This window comes from Nonomuraea jiangxiensis, assembly GCF_900099965.1.
Classification (GTDB): domain Bacteria; phylum Actinomycetota; class Actinomycetes; order Streptosporangiales; family Streptosporangiaceae; genus Nonomuraea; species Nonomuraea jiangxiensis.
Window position 1 is genome coordinate 88,002 of sequence record NZ_FNDJ01000025.1, and the last position, 20,004, is coordinate 108,005.

At 71.9% G+C, this 20,004-nt stretch carries 19 protein-coding genes; 11 read left to right on the top strand and 8 right to left on the bottom strand.

The annotated features are described in order from the left end of the window. The first annotated feature begins 70 nt into the window (after positions 1 to 70). On the top strand, positions 71 to 541 hold the full coding sequence (locus BLS95_RS40540; protein ID WP_090944570.1) for a MarR family winged helix-turn-helix transcriptional regulator: 471 nt from the start codon (positions 71 to 73) through the stop codon (positions 539 to 541). A gap of 3 nt (positions 542 to 544) precedes the next feature. On the opposite strand, the gene BLS95_RS40545 is transcribed toward BLS95_RS40540, so the two are convergent. The 4 genes from BLS95_RS40545 to BLS95_RS40560 form a co-directional block, all read right to left on the bottom strand. Further along, the gene (locus BLS95_RS40545; RefSeq protein WP_090944573.1) at positions 545 to 1,594 is read right to left on the bottom strand and encodes an alcohol dehydrogenase catalytic domain-containing protein; all 1,050 of its coding nucleotides are present in this window, start codon (positions 1,592 to 1,594) and stop codon (positions 545 to 547) included. 159 nt (positions 1,595 to 1,753) lie between these two features. Beyond that, positions 1,754 to 3,343 (bottom strand): ABC transporter permease, encoded by a 1,590-nt coding sequence (locus BLS95_RS40550; RefSeq protein ID WP_090944575.1) that lies wholly within the window; start codon positions 3,341 to 3,343, stop codon positions 1,754 to 1,756. Further along, positions 3,340 to 4,251 carry an ABC transporter ATP-binding protein gene (locus BLS95_RS40555; protein ID WP_090944578.1) on the bottom strand — a complete coding sequence of 304 codons (912 nt, stop codon included), beginning with the start codon at positions 4,249 to 4,251 and terminating at the stop codon, positions 3,340 to 3,342. The genes BLS95_RS40550 and BLS95_RS40555 overlap by 4 nt, the downstream gene beginning before the upstream one ends. Continuing rightward, on the bottom strand, positions 4,244 to 4,921 hold the full coding sequence (locus tag BLS95_RS40560) for a TetR/AcrR family transcriptional regulator (RefSeq protein ID WP_090944581.1): 678 nt from the start codon (positions 4,919 to 4,921) through the stop codon (positions 4,244 to 4,246). Before BLS95_RS40560 ends, BLS95_RS40555 begins: the two co-directional genes overlap by 8 nt. Before the next feature lie 203 nt (positions 4,922 to 5,124). On the opposite strand from BLS95_RS40560, the gene BLS95_RS40565 reads away from it, so the two are divergent. The 4 genes from BLS95_RS40565 to BLS95_RS40580 all read left to right on the top strand — a co-directional run bounded on the left by BLS95_RS40565 (position 5,125) and on the right by BLS95_RS40580 (position 10,748). Continuing rightward, positions 5,125 to 6,324 (top strand): S8 family peptidase, encoded by a 1,200-nt coding sequence (locus BLS95_RS40565; RefSeq protein WP_090944584.1) that lies wholly within the window; start codon positions 5,125 to 5,127, stop codon positions 6,322 to 6,324. A 159-nt stretch (positions 6,325 to 6,483) separates the two neighbouring features. Continuing rightward, a complete protein-coding gene (locus BLS95_RS40570) occupies positions 6,484 to 7,515 on the top strand; it encodes a hypothetical protein (protein ID WP_143044079.1) in 1,032 nt (343 codons plus the stop codon). 116 nt (positions 7,516 to 7,631) lie between these two features. Next, the gene (locus BLS95_RS40575; protein ID WP_090944588.1) at positions 7,632 to 8,078 is read left to right on the top strand and encodes a hypothetical protein; all 447 of its coding nucleotides are present in this window, start codon (positions 7,632 to 7,634) and stop codon (positions 8,076 to 8,078) included. A gap of 45 nt (positions 8,079 to 8,123) precedes the next feature. After that, positions 8,124 to 10,748: a tetratricopeptide repeat protein gene (locus BLS95_RS40580; protein WP_090944591.1), complete on the top strand. Its 2,625-nt coding sequence runs from the start codon at positions 8,124 to 8,126 to the stop codon at positions 10,746 to 10,748. A gap of 377 nt (positions 10,749 to 11,125) precedes the next feature. Here BLS95_RS40580 and BLS95_RS40585 read toward each other — a convergent pair whose 3' ends face one another. Next, complete coding sequence (locus tag BLS95_RS40585; RefSeq protein WP_090944595.1) at positions 11,126 to 11,779, bottom strand: class I SAM-dependent methyltransferase; 654 nt, start codon at positions 11,777 to 11,779, stop codon at positions 11,126 to 11,128. 38 nt (positions 11,780 to 11,817) lie between these two features. Here BLS95_RS40585 and BLS95_RS40590 point away from each other — a divergent pair, with 38 nt between their 5' ends. Next, entirely contained in the window at positions 11,818 to 12,255 is a 438-nt protein-coding gene (locus BLS95_RS40590) for a MerR family transcriptional regulator (RefSeq protein ID WP_090944598.1), read from the top strand. A gap of 84 nt (positions 12,256 to 12,339) precedes the next feature. Continuing rightward, on the top strand, positions 12,340 to 13,035 hold the full coding sequence (locus tag BLS95_RS40595; protein ID WP_090944601.1) for a hypothetical protein: 696 nt from the start codon (positions 12,340 to 12,342) through the stop codon (positions 13,033 to 13,035). Positions 13,036 to 13,206: 171 nt separating this feature from the next. Here the strand turns inward: BLS95_RS40595 and BLS95_RS40600 are convergent, their stop codons facing one another. Continuing rightward, positions 13,207 to 13,821, bottom strand: coding sequence for a DUF899 domain-containing protein (locus BLS95_RS40600; RefSeq protein WP_245765585.1), 615 nt, complete (start codon positions 13,819 to 13,821; stop codon positions 13,207 to 13,209). A gap of 202 nt (positions 13,822 to 14,023) precedes the next feature. On the opposite strand from BLS95_RS40600, the gene BLS95_RS40605 reads away from it, so the two are divergent. Continuing rightward, positions 14,024 to 14,464 carry a MerR family transcriptional regulator gene (locus BLS95_RS40605; RefSeq protein ID WP_090944605.1) on the top strand — a complete coding sequence of 147 codons (441 nt, stop codon included), beginning with the start codon at positions 14,024 to 14,026 and terminating at the stop codon, positions 14,462 to 14,464. A gap of 457 nt (positions 14,465 to 14,921) precedes the next feature. Here the strand turns inward: BLS95_RS40605 and BLS95_RS40610 are convergent, their stop codons facing one another. Continuing rightward, a complete protein-coding gene (locus tag BLS95_RS40610; protein ID WP_090944609.1) occupies positions 14,922 to 15,230 on the bottom strand; it encodes a hypothetical protein in 309 nt (102 codons plus the stop codon). Between the two features lie 228 nt (positions 15,231 to 15,458). Here BLS95_RS40610 and BLS95_RS40615 point away from each other — a divergent pair, with 228 nt between their 5' ends. Further along, entirely contained in the window at positions 15,459 to 16,391 is a 933-nt protein-coding gene (locus BLS95_RS40615; RefSeq protein ID WP_090944612.1) for a hypothetical protein, read from the top strand. 75 nt (positions 16,392 to 16,466) lie between these two features. Here the strand turns inward: BLS95_RS40615 and BLS95_RS56255 are convergent, their stop codons facing one another. Continuing rightward, positions 16,467 to 16,943, bottom strand: a complete 477-nt coding sequence (locus BLS95_RS56255; protein ID WP_176993645.1) for a hypothetical protein — start codon at positions 16,941 to 16,943, stop codon at positions 16,467 to 16,469. Positions 16,944 to 17,318: 375 nt separating this feature from the next. On the opposite strand from BLS95_RS56255, the gene BLS95_RS56260 reads away from it, so the two are divergent. Beyond that, the gene (locus BLS95_RS56260) at positions 17,319 to 18,905 is read left to right on the top strand and encodes a sensor histidine kinase (RefSeq protein ID WP_176993646.1); all 1,587 of its coding nucleotides are present in this window, start codon (positions 17,319 to 17,321) and stop codon (positions 18,903 to 18,905) included. Further along, positions 18,902 to 19,555 carry a response regulator gene (locus BLS95_RS40625; RefSeq protein ID WP_090944619.1) on the top strand — a complete coding sequence of 218 codons (654 nt, stop codon included), beginning with the start codon at positions 18,902 to 18,904 and terminating at the stop codon, positions 19,553 to 19,555. Before BLS95_RS56260 ends, BLS95_RS40625 begins: the two co-directional genes overlap by 4 nt. Positions 19,556 to 20,004 lie beyond the last annotated feature (449 nt).

Sequence of the window (20,004 nt, forward strand, 5' to 3'; positions counted from 1 at the left end):
CCGTACTATCTGGGGGTGCGGGACTGTCAAGTGGCCTGACTAAATCACTGCGGAAGAAAGGTCACCCGGGATGACGACGCGAGCCGGGAGGCAGGGCGGCGAAGGCGCGGGCGAGCTGCCGTTTCCCGCCCTGTTCACGCAGGCCAAGGACGTCATGGTCGCGCACCTCCACCAGCGGCTGGGCGAGGAGGGGTTCGAGGGGATCCGCTTCACCCACGGCTCCGTCTTCCGGTTCATCGACGCCGACGGCTCGCGGCTGACCGTGCTCGCCGAACGCTCCGGGCTCTCCAAGCAGGCGCTCGGCGAGGTGGTCAGCGAGCTCGAACGGCACGGCTACGTCGAGCGGACGGCCGATCCGGCCGACCACCGCGCGAAGATCATCCGGCTGACCGGGCGCGGCATGGAGGCCCAGCTCGCCGCCGCCCGCATCCTCGGGGACATCGAGCAGCGGTGGGCGCGGCGCCTCGGCCAGGACCGGATCGCCGCGATGCGCACGCTGCTGGAAGAGCTGGTCCGCTTCGAGCAGGGCCAGGACACCTGACCCTCACGCCGGCGCCTCCCCGGCGAACGAGACCAGGACCTTGCTCGACCGCCGCGCGTCGGCCGCCTCCTCGAACGCCGCCGGCGCCGCGTCGAGCCCGAAGACGGCCGTGACCACGGGCGCGAACCGCTCGGCCGCGGCGTTCATGATCGACAAGGCGTCCGGCATCTCGTGGTGGAAACGGCTCGACCCGGCCAGGGTGAGCTCTCTGGTGACCGCGAGGTGCAGCGGCGCGGTGACCCCGCCGGGCGGCAGGTGCCCCACGCTGACGAGGGTTCCGCCGCGGCGCAGCGCCGTGAGGGCGGTGGTCAGCCCCGCGGAGGAGCCCGAGGACTCGATCGCGACGTCGGCGGCCGGGATCGGGTCGTCCCCGCCCGCGCGGACGACGTGGGTCGCGCCGATCCGGCGCGCCAGCCGGAGGGGTTCGTCGAAGAGGTCGGTCGCCGTGACGGTCGCCGCCCCGGCGATGCGGGCGAGCGCGACGCAGAGCAGGCCGATGGGTCCGGCGCCGACCACCAGGACGTCGCCGCCCTCGATCGCGCGTGCCGTCCGCTCCACCCGCCGCAGGCCGTGCAGGGCCACCGAGGCGGGCTCGGCCAGGGCCGCCGTTCTCAGGTCGAGCCCGTCAGGGATCGGGACGAGGCGGCCGGCCGGCATGACGAGCCGCTCGGCGAAGCCGCCGTCCGTGTGCGGCATCCGGGCGGCGCTCCCCAGGTAGCGCATGTCCTCGCAGAGGTTCTGCTCCTGCCGCAGGCAGTGGTCGCAGCGCCCGCAGACCCGCGCGGGATGTACGGCGACGCGACCCCCGGCCGGCGGCCCCGATCCGTCGGCGGCGGGCTCGGCCACGACGCCGACCACCTCGTGGCCCAGGACCATCGGAGCGCGAAGGACGGCCTCGCCCACGCGCCCGCTCTTCCAGTAGTGGAGGTCCGACCCGCAGATCCCACCGTAGGCGACCGAGACGACGGCCTCGTGCGGCCGGGGCGTGGCCACGGGCCGCGGCTGGATCGTCAGGTGCCCGGGTCCGGTGACGACGAGTGCCCTGGTCTCCACTCAGACCACCGCCGCCAGGCCGGCGACCTGGGCCGGTCTGCCGGTGAGGTCGAACGCCGGGTCGGTCTCAGGGGGCACGTGTTCTCCCATGCGGGTTCGGGGCCGATCATTTCCAGCCCGGCCGCGGCGAGGCCGGTCCCCTCATCCTGCCGTAAGGCGCTATCCGAAGTCGCGGCGGCGGAGGGCGACGAGTCCGCCGCCGAGCAGGATCGCCGTGAGGGCGAGCAGGGTCAGGGCCGGTGTCACCTCGGAGGACGCCGTGGCGAAGGGGTTGGGGATGTAGTGGAAGGGCTCCAGCGGGGTGCCGTCCCACACCCCGTACAGGGGGCCGGCGACCTTCCCGAGCCCGGCGGTCAGGATCCAGACGGTCCAGGAGATCGCCGCGCTCGCCCGGGGCAGCAGCGCGTACGCGAGCACGGACGCCGCTCCGACGGTCCACGCCGCGGGCACGGTGCTCAGCGCGCCGGCCAGGAAGCGCGGCACGTCGGTGGCGAGGTCGCCCACGAGCAGCGCGTACAGCGTGCCGAAGACGAGCCCGGCGACGGCCATCAGCGCCGTCGTGCCCAGCCCGGCCAGCAGCACGTGCGCGCCCGCCCAGCGCAGCCGGCTCACCGGCGTGGCCTGCACGGCCTCCGCGCGGCCCGAGGTCTCCTCCGACCGCAGCCGCAGGGTCATGAGCACCGGGTAGAGCGCGACGGAGTACGCGAGGATCAGGATGAGGTACCACGAATAGGCGCCGAGCGTCTCGTCCCCGTGGACGCCGAGGAGCTTCACGATGTTGTCGACCACGATGCTCGGCCGCGCGAGCAGATCCCGCGCGAGCGGGCTCAGACCGGCCGCCACCGCCGCGAAGAACGCGACCCCGGCCGCCCACTTGACCAGCAGGACGCGGTGGAGCCGCCAGGCCAGGCTGATCGGGCCGCGCAGCTCGGGAGCCCGCTCGCGCCCGAGCCGTTCCGACAACATCCCGGCGCCCAGGTCGCGGCGGCCGAGCAGGCGGTAGGCGGCGACGGACAGGAACGCGGCGACGAGGGCCGAGACCAGCAGCATCCACCAGCGTTCGTCCTGGTAGGGCCGCACCAGATGGCTCCAGCCGATCGGGGACAGGTAGGTCAGCCACGTCTGTCCCGTCGCGTCACCGGCATAACGCATCACGTACGAGATCCCGAGCACGGACAGGCCGATCACGGTGGCCGTATGGGCCTCACGGACCAGTTGCGCGGCGACCGCGGCGACGCCGGCGAACACCCAGCCCGCCGTCATGATGGCGGTCCCGTAGGCGAGCGACCCGACCGGTTCGAGCCCGGCCCCGATCAGCGCGACAGCGGTCACCAGGCCGCCGATCAGGCTCATCCCCGCCGCCACCAGCAGGGCGGCGGTCAGCTGGGCGGAGCGGCCGACCACGGCCGAGCGGACCAGCTCGCTACGGCCGGAGTCCTCCTCCCTGCGGGTGTGCCGGACGACGGACATGACGGCCGCGAACGCGCCGGCGACGTAGAGGAACCCCCCGCTGCGCCACGTGGCGAACGTCTCCAGCCGCGGTTCTGGGACCCCGCCGCCGAGCCCCTGGAAGAAGGCGCTGCCGCGGATGACGTCCAGGTATTCGAGCTTCAGCTGATAGGTGCCCATCGCCCGGTTGATGTAGGCGACGAGCGACAGCGCCAGGGCCACGAGCAGCAGGATCCACCAGGGGGCGATGCCCCGCTCGCGGCGCAGCGCCAGGCGGACCAGGTGGCCGACGCCGGTCATCGTGTCACCTCCACGCCCCGGCCGGCGGTCGCGCCGGTGCGGTCGTAGTGCCGCAGGAACAGCTCCTCCAGCGTGGGCGGCCGGCTGACGAGAGCGCGTACGCCGAAGTCGGTGAGGCGGCGCAGCACGGCGTCCAGGGCGGTGGTGTCGACGTCGAACCGCACCCGGCCGCCGTCGGCACGCAGGTCGTGCACGCCGGACAGGCCGGCCAGCCCGTCCGGCGGCGCCACCAGGTCGGCCTGGATCGAGGTACGGGTCAGGTGCCGCAGGTCGTCCAGTGTCCCGCTCTCCAGCGTGCGCCCGTCGCTGATGATGGTCACCCGGTCGCACAGGGCCTCGACCTCGGCCAGGATGTGGCTGGACAGCAGCACGGTGCGGTCCTCCTGCCGGATCACGTCCCGGAAGACCTCCTCCATCAGGGGGTCCAGGCCGGAGGTGGGCTCGTCGAGGATGAGCAGCTCGGCGTCGGAGGCGAGCGCGGCGATCAGGGCCACCTTCTGCCGGTTGCCCTTGGAGTAGGTGCGGGTCTTCTTGCGGGGGTCCAGGTCGAAGCGGTCCAGGAGGTCGGCGCGGCGCCGCTCGTCGAGCCCGCCGCGCAGCCGGCCGAGCAGGTCGATCACCTCGCCGCCGGACAGGTCCGGCCAGAGCGTGACGTCGCCCGGCACGTAGGCCAGCCTGCGGTGCAGCTCGGTCGCGTCGGCCCAGGGATCGCCCCCGAGCAGCCGCGCGGTGCCCGCGTCCGCGCGCACCAGGCCCAGCAGGACGCGGATCGTGGTGCTCTTGCCCGCGCCGTTGGGGCCGAGGAAGCCGTGCACCTCTCCGGTGCGTACGACGAGATCGAGCCCGTCCAGCGCGCGGGTGGCGCCGAAGGTCTTGATTAAGCCGCTGACGGATATCGCTTCACTCATCGGTGCGCTCCTCGCTGGGTGCTGTCTGCTGGGGCCGGCTCTTCTCCAGGGCGTCGCGGTACACCGCGGCCTCCTCCGGGTCGATCCAGGGGTGGGAGTAGATGTCGAGCACGGTCAGGGCGAGCCGGTGGGCGCCCTCCGGGCTGTGCAGGTCGACCCCGAGCCCGCGGGACACGTGCTTGTGGAGGATCGAGACGGCGAGCGCCATGGCGGTGCCCACCGTCGCCCTGGCCGTGCGGTCGGCGAAGGGGGGATCGGGGCGGCGCTCGTCGAGCTCCGCCAGCCACTGCTCGCTCATCTGGACCATCGCGTCGAACACCGGCTCGGCCCATCCCTCGGTCAGGGCGCGTGCCAGGTATTGCTGATAGGGCCCGAGCGCCGCCGTGGCGACCGCGATGCTGTTCATACCGCTCGTGGGCGCGCTGCTTCTGGCCTGCTCGTTGATCCTGCCGATCAGCTTGACGAGGTGCTCGTCGCACGCCTCGCGCAACGCCTGCTTGGTGCCGAAGTGGTGGCGCAGCAGCCCCCTGGACACTCCCGCGGTCTCGGCGATGCCCCGGGTGGTCGCCCCCTCGAACCCGTATTCACCGAAATGCCGCAGGGCCGCGTCCCTGATCCGGGCGCGAGCGGTCAGGTCCTCGGGGTCGGGCTTGAGGTCCACGCTGTCCATGTCTCCTTACCCAATTGCATAAGTTCTGATCCGTACGGAGAGCATACTATGCGCTTGCATAGCCGCTACGCCAGTCCGGTCATGAAGCCGCCGTCGGCTCGTATGTGGATCTGGGGCGAGGTCATGCCGGTACCGAGGCCGGCCAGGCGTATCTGCCGGGCGCTCCCACCCTCTTAACGGAAGAACACGGAGGAGGGGATGACATGGCGGAAACGTTCATCATCCTGCGGGACCTGAGCAGGACGCGGCTTGCCGCGCCGTTCGAGGAGCGGGTCGGCCCGGAGCCTGGCCTGGTCAGCCAGCCGCACGTCGAGGTGGTGGAGCTCGGCAAGCGGGAGGTCGCCGAGCTCAGGCGGGATCCGGCCGTGGCCGCGCTGGCCCGGCCGATGCCGACCACGCTGCCGGGCGGGCCGGAGGACGCGGCCGCGCCCATGCCGGAGGCGGAGGCGGCCCAGCAGGTCACGTGGGGCGTGCAGGCGGTCGGCGCGCCGGACTCCCCGCGTACGGGGTCCGGCTCGGTGGTCGCGGTGCTCGACACCGGCATCGACGCGACCCACCCGGCCTTCACCGGGATGACGCTCGTCGAGGAGGACTTCACCGGCGACGGCACCGGCGACAAGAACGGCCACGGCACCCACTGCGCCGGCACCGTCTTCGGCCGGCCGGTGGACGGCGTACGGATCGGGGTGGCGCCCGGCGTGGAGAAGGCGCTGATCGGGAAGGTGCTGGGCAACGACGGCACCGGCTCGACGAGCGACATCGTCAAGGGCGTGCTGTGGGCGCTGGACCACAACGCGGACGTCATCACGATGTCGATCGGCATCGACTTCTTCCGGTACTGGCGCACGCTGGAGGACGAGCTGGAGATGCCGCAGTTCCTGGCCATGTCGCGGGCGCTGGAGGCCTACCGGGCGACGTTGCGGCTCTACGACAGGCTCATGCGGATGGCGGTGGCGCAGGCGGCCACCGGCCCCGGCACGGTGGTCATCGCCGCGACCGGGAACGCCAGCCACCGCGAGCTGGACCCGGACTTCGAGGTCGGTCCCGAGCTGCCCGCGGCGGCCGAGGGCGTGCTCGGGGTCGCGGCGGTGCGGCGCAAGCAGTCGGGGGTGCTCGCCGTGGCGGACTTCTCCAACACGTTCGCGCAGATCAGCGGCCCGGGCGTGGGCGTGGTCTCGGCCCGTACGGGCGGCGGCCTGACCAGCAAGAGCGGCACCAGCATGGCCACCCCGCACGTCGCCGGCGCGGCGGCCCTGTGGTGGGAGGAGCTGCGGGCACGCGGCGACAACGCCAGGGCGGCGGCCGTCGCCGGCGCGCTGCTGATGAACGCCACCCAGCGGGTGTTCGACGACAACGCCGACGACGAGGACCTGGGCGCGGGCCTGGTCCAGGCGCCACGCTGACGCGCGGGCGGGTCGTGACACGGGGCCCGGGGTGACGGCAGCCACCCTGGGCTCCAGGTGCCGCACCGAAGCGGGTTTCTCGGACAGATGCGGTCCCGACCGAATACGGTGGCCCGTTGAAGATCGGCCAAGCCCGTAAGCCTTCCCGGAGTCTCCTTGATGCGTTTCGCCGCGGCAATCCTGTCCTTCCTGCTCGCCATCGCCCTCCTGCCCGCCTCACCGGCCACCGCCGCGGTCTCCGCCGCCGCGCTGCCGGGCGGCAAGAGCACCTATGTCATCTCGCAGGGCCACCTGAAGGCCGCCTCCCAGCAGAACTGGGTACGCCTGGGCACCTACCGCTTCGCCACCGGCGGCACGGTGACCTCCTCCCTGTTCCTGTGGTGGCAGCGTCACCCCCAGGCCCGGCAGCGCACCGGCACCAAGCCCGACTCGAGCTGCACGACCACAGCGGGCGGCAAGCAGACGCGCCCCCGTGCCTGCGAGATCCTCACCGCCGGGGGCTTCACCGGCGCCCCCGACGAGAGCCGCACCGGGACGTACACCCTGGCGGGCAACGTGCTCACCATCCGGTGGAACATCGCCCAGGCGTGGACGGAGCAGTGGTACGTCGAGCCCTCCCCTGACGGCAAACTGGCCCGCCTGGACCTCAAGCAGAGCACCCTGGCCACGCACGGGTACGGCTACGGCAGCAACGCCGCGGTCAGCACCCGCCGCGCGATGAGCTCGGTGAAGGCCTTCCCCGGCTCGCTCCGGCAGGACCTGACGAGCTGGGCGAACGGCAAGATCGTCAACGCCGCCGACGACCCGTTCGGCCTGTCCGCCTTCCGCGCCTGCACCGGGACCACCTCGTGCCTGACCTACCTGCAGCCCTCCTCGAACGGCGCCTGCCAGAAGGCCGGCGGCTGCCCCAACTACGGCGGCGGAACGAGCGCCAACGTCAGCTCCATCCAGTACTACCTCACGATGATCTCCAAGACCGACCGCCGCGACACGCTCTGGCACTGGTGCACCTGCCTGGCGATGGAGCGCGATGAGTTCTGCTACACGGGCAACTCCCACGTCAAACCGCTCATGCAGATCATCGACGACTCGGGTGCCTTCCGCGGCTGGGTCGGCGCGGAGGCGTCCTTCTCGACCGGTTCGCGGGCGACGGACATGCTGGCGGTGCTGCGCATCTCCGACTTCCGCTGACCGGCCGGAAGCCCCCAGTGAGGGCGGTGGGCGCGGTCGCGGCGACCCTGGTGGTGGCTGTACGCCGCCGCGCTCACCGGCCAAGCTGGACAACGACCGCGCGCGAGGAGGCTCCGGTGCCGGACAGACTGTGCTACGCCGATGCCGTGAAACTCCTGGGCGGCTCCGGCAGCGCGCTGGTCACGGCCCTGGACTACGGCGACGTGGAGAGCCCTGACGCCGTCGAGTCCACGACCGCCATCGGCGTGGTGAGCGCCGACCTCGCGCTGTCCACCACCAACGCCCTCACCCGCGTCTGGCCGGCCTCCAGCGACCCGGCAGGCGAGAGCGATCTTGAGCGGGCTTACGACGAATGCGTGACGGTCATCCTCAGCAGCCGCCCTGACGAGGATGCGCACACCAGGACCGCCTACCTGGCCCGGCTCCCGCGGCAGCTCGCCGCCGACAGGGAACGGCTCTCCCCCGGGTTCCGGTCCCAGGTCAGGGAGCGGCTCGAACCGTTCCTGACCCCCGTCCGGCCCCTGGTACGCGGCTGGGCCGACGAGGCTTTCGGCGACCTGTGACGTCCCAGGTTGTCCCTCGGGCCGCACGCCGTGATGATGAGTCGCATGGGCGGGGACGGTCGGAGGCGCTGGGCGGCGTCGCCGGTGGCGATGGTCGCGATCCCGGTGGCGATCGGGCTGGTGGGGAACCTGGCGACCAGCACCGTGGAGGTCAAGGCCTGGTGGTGGGTCCCGCTCACCTGGACGGTGACCGGCCTGCTCGCCGGGGTGGCCGTGGTGAGCCAGATCGCGCAGTCCCGCGCCGTCCCGGAGGGTACGCCTGCCAGGGCCACGTCCACGCCGACCGTCGAGGAGAGCGATCCGATCGCCCTGGGCGTGCATCCGGCCATCGCGCTGGACCTGGCCGCCGAGCGGCCCGAGCTGTCCCGGAGGCTCCCGACGTACGTGCCGCGCGACCACGACCGGCTGCTGCGGCACGTCCTGGACAGCCCGGAACACCCCACGCTGGTGATGCTGGTCGGCACCTCCTCGACCGGGAAGACGCGCAGCGCCTACGAGGCCGTGGCGAGCCGCCTGCCCGACTGGACGCTCCGCCATCCCCTGCACGCCACCGACCTGCTGGCGATCCTGGAGGAAGGAGTCGAGCCGCGTACCGTCCTGTGGCTGAACGAGAGCCAGATCTACTTCGAGGGCGACCAGGGTGAGGCCGCCGCGGCGGAGGTACGCCGCCTCCTCACCGTGACCTCGGACGTCGTCGCCATCGGCTCCATGTGGCCCGAATACTGGTTCGCCTACACCAGGACGCCGCGGCCGGGCACGCCCGACCCGCATCACCAAGTGCGGGCGCTCCTGGAAAACGCGACGAAGATCTCCGTCCCGGACGCGTTCACGCCGACTGAGTTGACGAACGCGCGCCAGATCGCCGAGCGTGATTCCCGGGTGGCCACCGCACTGACGGCGCTGGACAGCGGATACGGGGTCACGCAGACCCTGTCCGGCGGGCCCGATCTCATGAGCCGCTGGCAGGACGCCCCTGACCCGTACAAGCGGGCGGTCGTCAACGCCGCGATCGACGCCCGCCGGCTGGGGCACCTCGGCCCGCTCTCCGCCGGACTGCTCCGCGAGCTCAGCGCCGCGTCGCTGAACGGCCCGCAACGGGCCGCCGCCGCACCGGGGTGGTTCGAGGACTCCTTGGGGTACGCGTGCGAACCGCTCAGAGGCGGCATCTCCCTCCTGACCGGCACCTCACGGACCGCGAACCGCGTCGAAGGCTACGTGCTCGCGGACTTCATCGACCAGCAGGGCCGTGCGGCGCGGCGCTGCTCGCCGGTCTCCGACGAGATGTGGGGAGCGCTGGCCGTACACACCGGCGATGCGGACGACCTGGAGCGGCTGGGAGCCTCCGCGTCCCGCCGCGGGCGCTACCCCCAGGCGCTGGCCCTGTGGCGGGCGTCCTTCGCCCGGGGCAGGCTGTCGGCGTGGTCGCCGCTGTGGCAGCTGCTGGGGCAGATGGGCAGGTCACCCGAGGCCGAGGAGGTGCTGCGGCAGGCCGTCGGCGCCGGGGACGTCGACGCGCAGCGGTTACTGCTCGCCCTGCTGCGGCGGACCCGCAGCGGCGGTGAGATGGAGCAGGACCTCCGTGAGCTGGCCGCGGGCGGCAACGCGCAGGCCGAACACGACCTCGCGATCCTGCTGCACAACAGCGGACGGCAGCAGGAAGCCGAGCAGCTGCTCCGCACGGCGTTCCGCCGGGGAGACCGGTCCGCCGCCCGGCTGCTGGTCATCCTGCTCCAACGCCTCGGCCGGACGGGCGAGGCGGAAGGGATCAGGCGCCTGCTCGACGGCCGGCCGGTGGAGACGCCCGCCCGGCGCCGGACCGGCCTGTCGAGGTGGCAGCTGCTCGAACGCGACATGCGGGCGGCGACGGCGTTCCCCGAGGCGGTGAGCGCACTGCTGCGGCTGCTGCGCCGGCGGCGTCCCGGGATCGACGGCGAGCGGCTGCGACGGCGGATGATGGCCGGCCGCTTCAACGATATGGGCAAGGAACTGGCCGGCCTCTTCGGCGAGGAGCCCCTGCGAGGCGAGGCCCTTCGAGCGCTGGACGACGTACGAGCCGCGCCGGAGAAGGATCCGAGCCTGGGCGTGCTGCTGGCGACGTTGCTGCTCAAGAGCGAACGCCAGGCCGAGGCCGAGCTCCTCCTGCGCCGTCTGGTCGATCTCGACTACGAGGCGCTCTCGGCCCTCGCCGGCCTGCTGACGGAGTCAGGCCGGCGGGAGGAGTGCGTCGAGGTCCTCCAGGCCGGGATCGGACCGCACGGCGCCAAGGCCCGTTACCTGCTAGCACGGGTGCTTCGCGACCTCGGCAGGGAGGAGGAGTCCGATCGGCTGCTGCGTTCGGCGGCGGCGGACGGAGTCGATGCGGCGACCCAGGAGCTCGTACGGAGGCTCCTCAAGGGCGGGCAGGCCGCGGAGGCCGTGGACCTGGTGAGAGCGGCTTCCCGGGCGGGCCGAGCCGGCTTGTCGCGGCGGGCCGCCGTGCTGCTCTTCAACTCGGGGCGGACGGAGGAGGCGATGAGCCTGCTGCGCGATGCCGTCGTGTCCTGCGGGAACGCCGAAGCCCTGCCCCTCCTCGTGGTCATGTTGACCCGGACGGGCGTTGCGGAGGAGGCGGCCGCGATCTCCCGCCACGGTCTGACGCCCGACGGCTCGACCGCCTCCGAGACTCGCTAGCCGGTCCCTGTCAGGCGATGCGTCCAGGCACCGCTCGCCCTGGGATTGAACGCGCATGAGTGATCGCCTGCAACAGTCCGCGGCTTCCTCAAGGGCCCCCACCGTGAGGTGGATCTTGCGGTCGCCTCCCGCCACGAGCGGCGGCACTGACAACGGGTTTGGCCGGCTCTGCCGTGGGTGGGTGGTGGCGGTGGTGTCGCCAGGTGTGGAGCGGATGGCGGCTGCCTTCTCGGGTGATGGGTTCGCTGTCGGGGTCCACAGGTTGACCTGAGGGTCGTCGAACATCTCGGCCATCACGGGCAGGTCGTCAGCGGTCCACTCCCGCAGGACGAGTCCGAGCCCGACTAGCCGGAAGCCGGCCGGCGTGTTGTCCCCGGTCATGACGGCACGCCGGCCGGATTGCCGGCGAGCACGCAGGCCACGGGCGGGTCCAGCTCAAGGGTCTCGACCCGGGCATGGGTGAAGCCGGCCTGGGTGAGCAGGTCCTGGAGCTCTTGGGCGGCCCGGACCGTGGTGTCCCGGGTGGCGCCGGGGCAGCGGGGCTGGCTGACGAGCGCGATGCGTCCCGCGGGGCGGAGCAGGCGGCGCAGCTCGCGAAGCCGTTCCACCGGGTCGGGCCAGAACCCCACGGAGTTGACGGCGAGGATGGCATCGAGCGGGTCGCCGAAGCTCGGCAGCCGCTCCACGGAGGCGTGCGTGAGGTGCACGCGGTGGGCGCGGACGGCGGCGGCGTTGCGGCGGGCGGCCTGCCGGACCATGGCCCGCGAGTGGTCGATCCCGAAGACGTGGCCTCGGGTGGCGCGTCCGGCGAGCTCGGCGATGGCGATGCCGGGGCCGAAGCCGATTTCGAGCACCCGGTCGGTGGGCCGCACGTCCAGCAACGACACTGCCCAGACGTTGCGCTGCCGGTTGGAGGGGCGATGGGCGAACATCCAGCCGACCGCCCACCCGACGATGCCCCGGGGGTGGTGCGCCTGGCGTACCAGTTTTCTGAGCGCGCGTTGCTTGAGAGATGCGCCTGTTGCCTGCATGATCGCCAGTCAACGGCTTCAAGTATGCTTGAAGTCAAATGGATGAGCAGCTGACGATCGGCGAGCTGGCGAGCCGCACCGGCGTCGCCACCTCCGCTCTGCGCTACTGGGAGGAGCTCGGCCTACTGCCGGCGCCGGCCCGAGTCTCAGGCCAGCGGCGTTATCCGCCCTCGGCGGTCGGGCTGGTCGGTGTGGTGCTGTTGCTGCGCAATGTCGGTTTCACCTTGCGGGAGGTCAAAGCCTTCGTCACGTCTCGTTCGCTGCCCGGCGACGGCTGGCGGGGGCTTTACCGGCACAAGCTCACCGAGCTGGATCAACGAATCGCCCAGGCCCAGGCGGCACGCACCGCCATCGCCCATGGCCTGGCCTGCCCGCACGAGGACATCCTCGAGTGCTCCAAATTCGCCGCCGGGATCGCGGCGTTCATGGCGGGAGCCTCCGTCGAGGAGGCGCACGAAGAGGCTCATTCGCACTGACCTTGCCGTAGGGGTGGGCGGCCTCACAACCGGCCCCTGTACGGCGGGCGATCAGGGACCGTCCCGATGCGGTAGGAAGGGGGCGTGGACTCTGCCTTAGTCACCCGGATCCGCCACACGACCATCTTCGTCATCCGGCTGGCGCTGTTGGTCCCCTTGCTCGGTGGCATGTTGATCAGCACCGCCGCCTCCCTGCCCACCTCGCGGACGTTGGCGCAGTTCCGCACCGCGGCGCTGGCCGGGGAGATCGACCGGGTCAACTACCGGGACAGCGACTCGGGCGTGCTGGAGTGGCTGGAGTGGTCGGAGGCGCCGTTGGTCTGGCACCACGTGGACGCCGGATTCACCGACACCGAGGGGCCGTACACGACCGCGCGCCTCATGACCGACGTACGCCAAGCCTCGGCCCCGCCGTCTCTGGTGCGGGAGTCGATGGCGGGATCCTCCGGGAACGATTTCCTCCCTGACCGGCCCTTCGACATCCCCGGCGGCTGGTGGGTCGCCGTCTCGTGGGGGCTCGCCTTCCTCGTCATGCTCTGTTCCACCCCGCGGCTCGCCAACCGGTGGGCATGGTTCTGGATGTTCACCGTCGGCCAGATCGGGGCGCTCCTCTACCTGGTGTTGGAGCCCAGGCCGTTGTGGCGGGGGCCTGGCGAGGGGCTCAACCGGGGCGAGCGGGTGAGCGGGGGCAGGGGCTGCGGATATTCGATCCTGCTGGCCATCACCTCCGTAATCGTGGCGGCGGGGATCGGGGGGCTCCTCGAATGGGCCCTGGGCTGACGTTCGTCGCGGCACGTCCCCGGCACGTCCCGGGCCCGAGGTCCGATCAGGGCCGCCGACGCCGGCTGTGACCCCCGGCACGGCCCACCCGGCATCGAACCCGGCGGCTTTGAAGCCAGCGGCTTGAACCCGGCGGCTCTTCCTCCGGCCGACGGCGCGTGATGTGCCGTGTTATCCGTACGTGGGGTGCTGCGGCCAGCCGGGCGGCGAGTCCTCCCAGTCCTGCTGCCTGCCGTAGGGCATGAGGTCGCGCATGCTGTTGGCGAAGACCAGCCGGTCCACTCCCCGGGCGGTGGTGTTGTAGGTCCGGTAGACGTCATCACCGTCGCGCAGGAACACACTGAGCATGAACCCCTCGGCCCCGCAGTCCTTGGCGAACGACGTGCCGTGCGTCGAGACGAACGGCAACGTCCAGCCCTTGCGCGCCTTGTAAGCCTCGATCTGGGCGAGTGGCATGTCGGACACGGTCACCCACGTGACCCCGCACTCGGCCAGAAGGTCCAGGCCGTGAATGGGCACGTTGTCGGTGAACCAGGTGCAGCCGGGGCAATAGTGGTCCGGCCCGTTGTCCATGAACTGGTAGACGGCCAGCTGGTTGCGCCCCTCGAACAGGTCGAGCAGGCTCCGCTTCCCGGCCGGGGTGTCGAACACGTAATCACCGGTGAAGCGGACCATCGGCAGCCGGCGGCGGCGCGCGGCGATCGCGTCGAGCGCACGGGTGGCCTCCTTCTCGGCCACCAGCAGGTCGTCGCGGGCCCGCTGCCACTCCTCAGCGGAAACGATCACAGGTTTCTCCATGCGCCGATTCTGCCCGCCGCCACCGACAGAACCCCGCGGGCCGGCTGTGCTCATGCGGACGAGATCAACGCCGCGCCGTTCCGCATGACGCCGGTGAGCACCATTCCACCCGTATCCGTTTCGTGGCCATGGCGGGACCCTGGTCGGTCCCATTTGGGGTCAAGCGCTTGAGGTGTGTGACGCTGGTGGTATGACAGCTTTCACTATCCAGGAAGTGTCCCGGCGAAGTGGATTGAGCGAGCCGACGTTGCGCTATTACGAGAACGTCGGCCTGATCGGCCCTATTGACCGCGATGTGAACAGCGGGCATCGCCGGTACGGCAGCGGGGACCTCGACGTGATCGAGATGCTGGCCTGTCTGCGCGCGGTGGGCGTGGGGATCGAGGACATGCGTACGTACCTGGCCAATCGTGCGCGGGGTCGGGCCGCGGCGGGCGAGCAGCGGGATCTGCTGTCGCGGCACGCGGAACGCGTTGAGGCCGAGATCGCCGCACAGCGTGCCCGGCTGGGGTACCTGCGCGAGAAGGCGGCGTTGTGGGATGCCCGCGACCGGGGCGACAGCGCCGCCGAGGCCGCGGCGCTGGGACGCCTGGTGGGTGCGGTCGAGGGCCTGGGGGCAGTGCTGCGATGAGCCCGGTTCTGGCGACCGGCGGCCGGCATGTTCAGGCGAATGCCCCAACGCCGGGCGGCCTGCCGATGCGAATCCCGCCTCGGATACGACCGGCGGCCGCCTGAATGGCGCTCATTGTCAGGAGCCTGACGCTCATCGGCAAGCCACCTCAGTGGCGCCCATGTGAACATTTGGGCGTCATCCTCAGCAAGGAGGAGGTGTCAACATGCGTCGTGATTTTGACTGGGCCTGATCGTTGGCGTTCCCGCGAAGGTAATACCGGCATCGTCATTTGTGGAAGGTGGTGGCCTGTGCGTCGGGATTATGACTGGGGATGAATTGCGGCGCTGATCCCTAAAATGGCTGCCGCTGGGTCGACACCGATGGATGTCGTCACCAGCGGAAGCCACTGAAGGGGCGCTGATCGGGTGGTGCGGCGGATCGGTGGCGTCGGGTTGGCGTCGCCGTTCCGCCGCCGTCAGCACTGCGCGGCGCCGTCGAACTTGGGCAGCCCCCTGGGCACCGTGTGCGAGAGCGTGCCGTGCGGCGGGACCCACTGGCAAGGACCATCCTTCGCCCGCGACCAGATGATCTTGAGTTTGCGGAACTGGGGGCAGTTGTTCGTGACGTGTCCCGTCTTGGTGACGCGGCCGGTGGTCTGCCAGATCTCCAGCGTGCAGGTGGGTCCGCCGGCCGTGCTCGCCGTGGCGGCGGGGGCGGCGACCAGGACACAGGCCAGCGCGGTGCTCGCCAGCCCCAGGGTGGCGACCGCGGTACGGATGGCCATCTCGTGCTCCTTCCTCTCGGGTTGTTCTGCGAGCACGGTAGGCCGGAGCCTGTTGAGAACCTGTTGAGTGGCTGTTGAGTGCCGGGTGCTCCCCCGGGCTTCTCGAACGTCACTCGCCGAGCTTCTCGCCGAAGTTCTTGCCCGGAGGCCGGCCGGGGATCGGCCTGCCGAGTATTCGTCGAGGCGGCCCTTCCGAGGGGCGGCCACGTGATGGCTTAGGGTGCGGGGATGAGCGTGATCGAGTGGCTGCTCCAATCCGACCCCGCCATCCGCTGGCAGGTGCTGCGCGATCTCACGGACGCCCGGCCCGAGGAGGTCGCCGCCGAACGAGCGCGCGTCGAGCGTGACGGCTGGGGCGCTCAGCTCCTGGCGCTTCAGGGTGCCGACGGGTTGTGGGACGGCGGTGCCTGCTTCCCGGCCTCCTACACCGGCGCCGAGCCCGGGCAGCCCTGGACGGCGACGATGCACACCCTGCAGACCTTGCAGATCCTCGGGCTCGACCCGGGGTCAGAGGCGGCGCGCCGGGCGATCCCGCTCGTCGCCGAGCACGGGCGCTGGGAGCACGCCGGGCAACGGTACTTCGACGGCGAGGTCGAGCCGTGCATCAACGGCAGGACGATCGAGACCGGCGCCTACTTCGGAGTGGACGTCTCGGCGGTCGTGACGCGGATCGTCGGCGAGCGGCTTGCCGACGGCGGATGGAACTGCGAGGCCGAGAACGGTTCCGTGCGTTCCTCGTTCCACACGACGATCAACGTGCTGGACGGGCTGCTGGAGTTCGAGCGCGCGACGGGCGGGTCCGCCGCGGTGCGTGAGGCGCGGCGAGCCGGGGAGGAGTACCTGCTGGAGCGCGGCCTGTTCCGCCGCAAGAGCACCGGTGAGGTGGCCGATACGGCATTTCTCGACTTCGCCTTCCCGTACTACTGGCACCACGACGTGCTGCGCGCGCTCGACTACTTCAGGCGGTCGGGGGCCGGACCGGATCCCCGGATGGCGGAGGCCGTGGCGATCGTCCGTTCGAAGCGGCAGCCCGACGGCCGCTGGTTGCTCGACCGCGTTCATCCTGGTCGCGTTCACTTCGCCGTCGAGGAGGGGGTCGGGAAGCCGAGCCGCTGGAACACCCTGCGAGCGCTCCGGGTGCTCGCCTGGTGGCAGGACTGACCACCGCGAGACCTTCCGCCCCGCATGCTGTCGGCGCGGGAGGAGGACGGTCCCTTCTCCCGCGCCCGCCGGTCATCAGTCACAAAGGTCCCACGCGAAGCTACCGCTGGAGATCCAGAGCGAGCTGGTGATGGGCGCCCTCTGCGGCAGGGTGCCGTACGCCTCGAAGCAGAGGCCGCCCCAGTTCGCGTGCTGGAACGTCGCCGAGTAGTTGCAGTTGTTGAACACCTTGTACGAGCTGATCCGGTCGTTCCAGTCATCGCCCACGTACGCGATGCCGTAGCCCCCTGTGTCGCAGGGACCTCCGGAGCCGTAGACCTTCGTGGAGGCTCCGCCGTAGTTGAAGGACTCGTACCACACCATGAGGAGCGTGTCGGCCGCGGGCGCGACCAGCCGCTCGCCCTGGGCGGCGCAGTTCCGGGACAGCACCGGCGACGCCTTGCCCGGTTCCGGAGCGGGACCGAGGACGATCTGGCACTCCGGGGCGGGCGCCGCCCCGGACGTCGTGGCCGATGCCGTGGCCGCCATCGCCGCGACGATCGCCGTTGCCATGACGGACACCGTCCACGCCCATCGGAGCACACGCCGCCATCGAACGTTTCCCATGACCTGTTGACCCTTCTCGTGCGTTTGACGGCCGATTGGCCGCCCTCACTATCACGCCCGGGCACTTCATTCGTGCGTCGGCCCGGCTTCACGCCAGGCAGCCGGCGTCGGCCCCGCGGCACTCGCGTCTCGTCCCGCCGGCCCCGGAAAATCCTCCTTCAGGACGCCGGTCCGGCCAGTCGGAGGAGGCGGCGGAGATCCCGGGACGGCGACAATGGCGGTGTCCGTCATCGCGACAGCGCGCCCGCCCCGGCGAATGCGCCGATCGCCAGAGTGAGGCGGAGTCGCGTCCGACCCGAAGTCCGACCTGTGGTGGGAGCCATGCTCGTGGGAGAAGGCGAGCGACTGTTCGGCAGGCATGAGGCGTTCGTCCGGCCGGCGGCGCTGCTCGGCCTCGCGGCCGGCTACCTGACCCTGTTCGCGGCGGCGCGCCTCCCGCACACCGCGGGAACGTGGGCCTTCGCGCTGGCCGCGGTGGCGTTCGGCGTGCTGGGCGGGCGCCGGCCGATGGCCGCCCTCGCCGGGCTCGCGTCGCTGGTGGGCTCGGTCGGGTTGTTCGCGGGCACCGACTTGTCCCCGGGCACCGACGCGATGGTCGTGGTGAAGGTCGCGGCCGGCTTCGCGCTGTTCGAGCTGGCCGTACGCCGTTCCCGGCAGCAGGCGGCGATCGGGGCGGCGATCATGGCCTGCGGGTACCTCCTGCACCTGGCCGGGCAGGAGCCGGTGGACCTGCCCGCCCTGATCTACCGGCTGGCCGTGGTCATCGGGGTGCCGCTGATCCTCGCCGGGTACATCCGGGCGACCCGGCGGCTGGCCGTACAGGCCGGGGAACGGGCGGAGGCCGAGTCGCGGCGGGCGGAGGCGGAGGCCCGCAGGGCGGAGGCCGAGTCGCGGCGGCGGGAGTCGGACGCGCGGGCCGCCCGTGCGGCCGAGCGGGTGACGGTCGCCCGCGAGCTCCACGACCTGGTCGCCCACCACGTCGCGTCGATGGTGCTGCGCGTCGGCGTCGCGCTCCACGTCCTGCCCACGATCGACCCGCGCGTCACTGAAACGCTGGACGACGTGCACGCGAGCGGCACGGCCGTGCTGGGTGACCTGCGGCGGCTGGTGGCCGTGCTGCGCGACCCCGCGACGGTGCGGGACGGCCCCGGCATCCCCCTGGTCGATCCGGAGGGGCTGGTGGTGGCGCTGGAGACGGCGGCCAATCGCGCCCGGCAGGTCGGCCTGACGGTCGACACCGCGCTGGACCCCGCGATCAACCACGTCGACGCGGTACGCGCGCTCACGGTGCTGCGGCTGAGCCAGGAGGGCATCACCAACGTCGCCAAGCACGCCGGGCCTGCCGCTCGTGTCCGGATGTCCGTCCTGGTCGAGCCGGACGGCGCGGTCCTGCTGAGGCTCGCCGACGACGGCGGCTCGGGGCGCGACGCGGATCTCCCCGAGGTTCCCACGCCCCGGCCCCGGCACCCCTCGCCGGGCGGCGGCTACGGCCTGACCGGCATGCGCGAGCGCGTGGAGTTGCTGGGCGGCGAGTTCCACGCGGGACGGGCAGGCCGGGGCTGGCAACTGTCGGCGCGGCTCCCCGCCACCTCATCCGCCACGTCGTTCGCCGGCGACCCACCGTCCGTGGCGCTCACCAGCGATCCACCGTCCACGGCGTTCGCCGACGACCCACCGTACGTGCCGTTCGTCGGCGATCCACCGTCCACGGCGTTCGCCGACGATCCACCGTCCGTGGCGCTCACCAGCGATCCACCGTCCACGGCGGGCGCGCGGCCCCTCCTCTGGACAGCGGACGACGGGCCGCTCGGGGCGGGCGCGGGGTCGCTTCCCCGGGCAGCGGACGACGGACCGCTCGGGGCGGGCCTGCCGGGCGGGGAAGGCCGGCCGCTGGAGGCGCGGTCATGATCCGGGTGCTGCTCGTCGACGACCTGCAACTGGTCCGCGCCGGTCTGCGGATGCTGTGCGAGTCCGCCGACGATGTGACCGTCGTCGGCGAGGCCGGCGACGGCCGTACGGCGGCGCGGCTAGCCGAACAGCTCCTCCCCGACGTCATCCTCATGGACCTGCGCATGCCCCTGATGGACGGCATCGCCGCCACCGAGGCCATCGTGGCGGCACGCCCGGGCACCAGGATCATCGCGCTCACCACGTTCGACGACGACGATCACCTCTACCCGGCGCTGGCCGCGGGGGCCTGCGGTTTCCTGGTCAAGGACACCTCGCCCGGCGAGCTGCTCGACGCCGTCCGGCGGGCTGCGGCGGGCGAGAGCACCTACAGTCAGGAGGTGCTGCGCCGCCTCGTCGCCGACGCGGTACGGTCCCGCACCGCCACGGCCGCGGCGGACCACGACGACCTGGCGCAGCTCACCGACCGCGAGCTCGACGTGCTGGCGCTGGTCGGGACGGGGCTGTCCAACGCCGAGATCGCCGAGCGGCTGCATCTCGGGCTGACCACGGTGAAGACGCACCTCGCCAGCCTGATGACGAAGACCGGCTGCCCGAACCGCGTCCGGCTGGCGGTCTTCGCCGTGCGGGCCCGCATCGCCACCCCCTGACCCCAGCCTCCCGGCAGGACCGGCCCGCCACCCGTCACGATCGCCATCCCCTGACCCCAGTCCTCTCAGCGGGACCGGTCCACCGCCCGTCCCAATCGCCACCCCGTGACCCGGCCTCCCAGCGGGACCGGCCCGCCACCCGTCCCAATCGCCACCCCGTGACCCGGCCTCCCGGCAGGACCGGCCCGGCGTCCGTCCCAATCGCCATCCCCTAATCTCAGCCTCCCGGCAAGACCGACTCGCCGTCCGTCCCGATCGTCGTCCCCTGGCCCCGGCCTTTCAGCGGGGCCGGTCCGCCGTTCGTCCCGTGGGCCTCCTTCCCGGGCAGGAGCGAAGTCCGTCCGGAAGGTCGGTTGTCCCGGCCCGCCGAAGGAGGCGGGCGGGATGCGATGCGGGCGAGTCTGGTGGCGAGGGCGGGGACCGCCGAGCGGGCGGGTCGCCACCGTGGC

What these genes read in the sequence shown, in the direction of transcription:
- BLS95_RS40610 (WP_090944609.1), bottom strand. Translation starts at nt 15,230, where the DNA reads ATGGCCATCCGTACCGCGGTCGCCACCCTGGGGCTGGCGAGCACCGCG.
- BLS95_RS40585 (WP_090944595.1), bottom strand. Translation starts at nt 11,779, where the DNA reads ATGCAGGCAACAGGCGCATCTCTCAAGCAACGCGCGCTCAGAAAACTG.
- BLS95_RS40590 (WP_090944598.1), top strand. Translation starts at nt 11,818, where the DNA reads ATGGATGAGCAGCTGACGATCGGCGAGCTGGCGAGCCGCACCGGCGTC.
- BLS95_RS56260 (WP_176993646.1), top strand. Translation starts at nt 17,319, where the DNA reads ATGCTCGTGGGAGAAGGCGAGCGACTGTTCGGCAGGCATGAGGCGTTC.
- BLS95_RS40570 (WP_143044079.1), top strand. Translation starts at nt 6,484, where the DNA reads ATGCGTTTCGCCGCGGCAATCCTGTCCTTCCTGCTCGCCATCGCCCTC.
- BLS95_RS40560 (WP_090944581.1), bottom strand. Translation starts at nt 4,921, where the DNA reads ATGGACAGCGTGGACCTCAAGCCCGACCCCGAGGACCTGACCGCTCGC.
- BLS95_RS40565 (WP_090944584.1), top strand. Translation starts at nt 5,125, where the DNA reads ATGGCGGAAACGTTCATCATCCTGCGGGACCTGAGCAGGACGCGGCTT.
- BLS95_RS40625 (WP_090944619.1), top strand. Translation starts at nt 18,902, where the DNA reads ATGATCCGGGTGCTGCTCGTCGACGACCTGCAACTGGTCCGCGCCGGT.
- BLS95_RS40540 (WP_090944570.1), top strand. Translation starts at nt 71, where the DNA reads ATGACGACGCGAGCCGGGAGGCAGGGCGGCGAAGGCGCGGGCGAGCTG.
- BLS95_RS56255 (WP_176993645.1), bottom strand. Translation starts at nt 16,943, where the DNA reads ATGGCAACGGCGATCGTCGCGGCGATGGCGGCCACGGCATCGGCCACG.
- BLS95_RS40615 (WP_090944612.1), top strand. Translation starts at nt 15,459, where the DNA reads ATGAGCGTGATCGAGTGGCTGCTCCAATCCGACCCCGCCATCCGCTGG.
- BLS95_RS40555 (WP_090944578.1), bottom strand. Translation starts at nt 4,251, where the DNA reads ATGAGTGAAGCGATATCCGTCAGCGGCTTAATCAAGACCTTCGGCGCC.
- BLS95_RS40605 (WP_090944605.1), top strand. Translation starts at nt 14,024, where the DNA reads ATGACAGCTTTCACTATCCAGGAAGTGTCCCGGCGAAGTGGATTGAGC.
- BLS95_RS40550 (WP_090944575.1), bottom strand. Translation starts at nt 3,343, where the DNA reads ATGACCGGCGTCGGCCACCTGGTCCGCCTGGCGCTGCGCCGCGAGCGG.
- BLS95_RS40580 (WP_090944591.1), top strand. Translation starts at nt 8,124, where the DNA reads ATGGGCGGGGACGGTCGGAGGCGCTGGGCGGCGTCGCCGGTGGCGATG.